The sequence below is a fragment of the Thiohalorhabdus sp. genome, assembly GCF_036628635.1.
In the GTDB taxonomy this organism is placed as follows: Bacteria; Pseudomonadota; Gammaproteobacteria; order Thiohalorhabdales; family Thiohalorhabdaceae; genus Thiohalorhabdus.
Genome location: NZ_JAZKRM010000093.1, coordinates 1 through 3,980, shown reverse-complemented (window position 1 = coordinate 3,980; position 3,980 = coordinate 1). Strand labels below are relative to the sequence as shown.

Genomic DNA, 3,980 nt, shown 5'->3' with positions numbered 1-3,980 from the left:
TTCAGTGTTCAGTGTTCAGTGTTCAGTGTTCAGTGTTCAGTGTTCAGTGTTCAGGTATTAGAGGGATAGGCTTGGCAGGTTCCAGCTTTTCCCCATTGCTGTAACTGAAGACTTAAAAATGAACACTGAAAACTATTCGGTCTCAGCCAGCTCCGTGCGCGGTAGCAGCTGATTCACCCAGGCCTTGGGGGTGTCCAAGACCAGCCGGCCATGGCGTACCCAGCCACGTCCGAGGGTAGCCAGTGGCGAACGGACGATATAGGGGCCACCGCGTTCGTCAAGGGGCTCGCGCTCGAGCTGGTGGTTGTACATCAGCCGCAGGGCGGTGTCCCAATCGACGTCGAAGCAGTTGGCGTTGGCCAAGTGGCCGAAGCGGCGCAGGAAGGCGTTGGTGGGAAAGCCCCGGGGCAGGGGCTGGCGAAGCAGCGCCAAACCGGGCCAGTCCACCTTGAGGTCGGTGGGCGGCTCGGCTTCGCGATGGAGGAGCCACACCCCCTTGCGCTCGCCCCGCTGCCACAGGCGGTGCTCGGCGAAGTCCAAGCGGTCCATGCCGAAGCGCTCTTCCAGATAGGTCCAGACCCCTTCGGCTTCTGGGTAGGGCCTATAAACGTCGGAGCCGGGCGACAAAGAAGCCTCCGGTGTCGTTGTGGTGGGGCCAGAAGCGGATGGCGTTGGCGACGTCCTCCCGGTAACGCTGGCCCTGCCATTCGGTGATCCCAGGGTCCACCGTCACCTCCGGCGGCATGGCGATGGGCTCGATGGCGGCCTTCTCCGGGTAGATGCCGTCGAGGACCGCCTCGTTCTCTTCGGGGGCGTAGGTGCAAGTGCTGTAGACGATGGTGCCGCCCGGACGGGCTAGCTCCACCGCCCGCCGCAGCAGCCCCTTCTGAAGCCGCTGCATCTTGGAATAATCGCTGCTTAGATCCACCGCCTCACCGCGGGACTTGCGGCTGGTGCCCTCGCCGGTGCACGGGGCATCCACCAGCACGCGGTCGAAGCGGGTCTCCCCGGGGAACTGCGTGCCATCCATGTGGCTGGCCATGACCGCCGTAAGACCCAGCCGGGCCACGATGTCCTGGACTCCCTGCAGCCGCGACCACTTGCGGTCGTTGGCCAGCACCGAGCCGGCATCGCCCATGGCCACGGCCAGGCCGGCGGTCTTGTTGCCCGGGGCGGCGCACAGGTCGAGCACCGCCTCACCCGCCCGGGGGTCGAGCACCGCCACCGGCCACAGGCTCACCTCCTCCTGGGTGTGGATCAGGCCCAGGGCGAACTCCGGCCACTTGCCCGGACGGACCCCTTGGGCCGGAACCCGCCAAGTGCCATCCAGATAGGACAGGGCTTCCGCCTCGGGGCAGCGCCGGGCCAGGAACTCGGCCATTGCGGTATCGGATAGCCGCACGCGGTTGGCCCAGACGACCTTGGGAAGGGGCGCGACCGCCGAGGCCAGGAAGGCGTCCAGGTCATCGACGATGGGGGCGTAGCGGCGTAGGGCGTCCATGCGGTCTCAAGCCGGGGGTGCAGAGAAAACGGCTTAAACTAGCCGAAGGCGAGGGTGCAGGCAAGCCCCCGGGCAGGGGCTTGAATTCCGGAAAACCCGCCCTAAGTATCCAGACCTGGACAGCCGCAGCCGTCCTGGGAGCCCGGATGGCGGGCGGCGAAGCGCCACCGGGAGATGCCCTCAGGGCCGGGTTGGGCGCCTCCGGCGCTCCCGCGTTGCCTTAGAGCTCGGCGTACCCGGGCCCAGGTCTCCGGAGCGGTTTACGGCCCGCTCCGAGCCGGCAGCTCGGCAAACTTCGGCTCTCCCTAGTGACCCCCTGGACAGGGTCCAGGAACCAAAGCACACAAGGAGCTACCCCCATGGCCACCATGGAACCCATCAAGCGAAGCCTGAATCGTACCTGGGAAAGCGTGCGGGAGGGATGGGAGCAATTGCGCCAGCAGGCCTCCGGGGCCATCACCCGCTTCGTGCCCACCCGTAGCACCGAGGAAGCGGCAGCCAGCGAGGACCCCCTCCCCAACCGGGGCCCTGTCTGGGGCGTCCTGGCCGCCGATGTCCAGGAGACGGCCGACGAGGTCCATGTTCGCCTCGAGATTCCCGGCACGGACTCGCAGGACTTCGAGCTCGAGGTGGCCGACCATACCCTCCGGGTAAGCGGCGAGAAGCGGGTAGAGAACGCGGAAACCCGCGGCCGGTTCTATGTCCTGGAAGCCGCCTAAGGCCGCTTCGAGCGCCTGGTGCCCTTGCCCGCCGAGGTAAGCCAGAAAGGCGCCCGGGCCCGCTACCGCAACGGCGTCCTGCGCGTCACCCTGCCCAAGAGCGAGCGCTCCAAACGGCGCCGGATCGAGGTGGAGGGCGGGTAACCCGGCTGCCACCGCCTATCCCGGCTGGTCCATCACCCGGTTGCGGCCTTCCCACTTGGCCCGGTAGAGGGCGGCGTCCACCCGACGGACCAGGGACCCCGGATTCTCTCCGGGGGCGTATTCGGCAACCCCGAAGCTGGCGGTCATGGCCCCCACACCCGGGAAGTCATGGGTTTCGAGCGCCTGGCGAAGCCGCTCGGCCAGCTCGCCGGCGCCCTCGGCACCGGTCTCCGGGGCCAGGACCATGAATTCCTCGCCGCCCCATCGGGCGATCAGGTCGCTGCCCCGCAGCCAGGGACCGATCACCGACACCGCCTCCCTCAGGACGGCATCACCGACCTCGTGGCCATTGCCGTCATTGACCGCTTTGAAGTGGTCCAGGTCGGCCATGATCAGGGCCAGCATGCGCCCGGTCCGGTCGGCCTGGGCGACCTCCCGCTCCAAATGCCGCTCGAAATGCTGGCGGTTGGGGATACCAGTCAGGGGATCGGTAGTGGCACGCTGGATGAGCTCGGCCTCCAGGGCCTTGCGTTCGCTGATGTCGATGCCCATGCCCACCAGGTAAGGAGCGCCGTCCAGCTCCACCCGAAAGCCTGTCCAGAAATGGGGGATAGCGTTTCCCCCTTTGGTGATCAGGTCGGCCTCCAGCGTCGATTGCCCTTCGGAGAACACCTCTTCGATGGCCGCACGTTGGGGCTCGTGGTCCGCCGGGTCGAAGAAATCCGGCGCTCTCATCGCAGCGATCTCCTCGCCGCTGTATCCGGTCACCAGCTCGAAATTGCGGTTCCAGCGGTGGTAGCGCATCTCCCGGTCCACCAGATAGAAGGCCCCGGGGAGGCTATTGATAACGGCGTTGGCGAAGCTAGCCTCGTGCTCCAGCTCCTCCCGCAGGGCCTTGTGGGCGCTGAAGTCGCTCAGCACCCCGATGAACTGCCGGGAGCCGCCGATAGCCACCTCGCTCAAGCTCAACTGCAGCGGCACCACCGTGCCGTCCTTGCGCCGCCCGGTCACCTCGTAGCCCGGCCGGCCCAGGACGCGGGGCTCCCCCGTCTCCAGGTAGCGGCGGATGTAGGCGTCGTGCTGGCTGCGGTGGGGCTCGGGCATGAGCCGACGGAGGTTGGCGCCCGCCACTTCCTCCGCCCGGTAGCCGAAGATGCGCTCGGCGGCGGGATTGAACGACTGGATGCGGCCGAGCTCGTCGGCGGTGATCACCGCCGACGGCATGTTGGCCAGAAGGGCTTGGAGGCGCACCTCGCTGGCAGCCAGGCGCCGGGCCCGGCGCCACTGCCGAAGCCCCCAGGCCCCCGTGCCCAGGGCCAAGACCAGGGCAGCTGCCAGCAGCCACCAGAAAAGGGCGGATGGGGCCACAGGGGTCCTCCTCGGCCGCCTATATTCCCCCCCTAGCCAGATTGCCCCCACAAAGCGGGCCCATCCAATACGGGTTAACCCCTAGGTGCGGTCAATCCACCCCCAGGATCCAGCCCTCCCGCCGTGCCGTTTCGGCCTCTGCGGGGAGCAACGGCGGCTCCAGGTAACGATCCAGGAGCCCGCGGGCATCGGTTTCGGCGAGCCAGCGGGCCACGGCGTAGGCGTCCTGCTGGTGGTCGTTGCGACCG

The 3,980-nt window shown here is 67.6% G+C and carries 5 protein-coding genes; 2 read left to right on the top strand and 3 right to left on the bottom strand.

What is annotated here, in order from left to right; all coding sequences use genetic code 11:
* Nucleotides 1-132 precede the first annotated feature (132 nt).
* A complete protein-coding gene (locus V5A19_RS13795) occupies nt 133-627 on the bottom strand; it encodes a hypothetical protein (protein ID WP_332317550.1) in 495 nt (164 codons plus the stop codon).
* Nucleotides 602-1,501: an RsmB/NOP family class I SAM-dependent RNA methyltransferase gene (locus V5A19_RS13790; protein WP_332327951.1), complete on the bottom strand. Its 900-nt coding sequence runs from the start codon at nt 1,499-1,501 to the stop codon at nt 602-604. The genes V5A19_RS13795 and V5A19_RS13790 overlap by 26 nt, the downstream gene beginning before the upstream one ends.
* A gap of 359 nt (nt 1,502-1,860) precedes the next feature.
* Here V5A19_RS13790 and V5A19_RS13785 point away from each other — a divergent pair, with 359 nt between their 5' ends.
* Together V5A19_RS13785 and V5A19_RS13780 are read left to right on the top strand one after the other, a co-directional pair.
* Nucleotides 1,861-2,220 (top strand): Hsp20/alpha crystallin family protein, encoded by a 360-nt coding sequence (locus V5A19_RS13785; RefSeq protein ID WP_332327950.1) that lies wholly within the window; start codon nt 1,861-1,863, stop codon nt 2,218-2,220.
* 15 nt (nt 2,221-2,235) lie between these two features.
* Complete coding sequence (locus V5A19_RS13780; RefSeq protein WP_332327952.1) at nt 2,236-2,364, top strand: Hsp20/alpha crystallin family protein; 129 nt, start codon at nt 2,236-2,238, stop codon at nt 2,362-2,364.
* A 15-nt stretch (nt 2,365-2,379) separates the two neighbouring features.
* Here V5A19_RS13780 and V5A19_RS13775 read toward each other — a convergent pair whose 3' ends face one another.
* Nucleotides 2,380-3,732 carry a sensor domain-containing diguanylate cyclase gene (locus V5A19_RS13775; RefSeq protein WP_332327949.1) on the bottom strand — a complete coding sequence of 451 codons (1,353 nt, stop codon included), beginning with the start codon at nt 3,730-3,732 and terminating at the stop codon, nt 2,380-2,382.
* Between the last annotated feature and the right edge of the window lie 248 nt (nt 3,733-3,980).

Excerpts from the sequence above, each read along its gene's own strand:
- V5A19_RS13790 (WP_332327951.1), bottom strand. The coding sequence starts at position 1,501 with ATGGACGCCCTACGCCGCTACGCCCCCATCGTCGATGACCTGGACGCC.
- V5A19_RS13785 (WP_332327950.1), top strand. The coding sequence starts at position 1,861 with ATGGCCACCATGGAACCCATCAAGCGAAGCCTGAATCGTACCTGGGAA.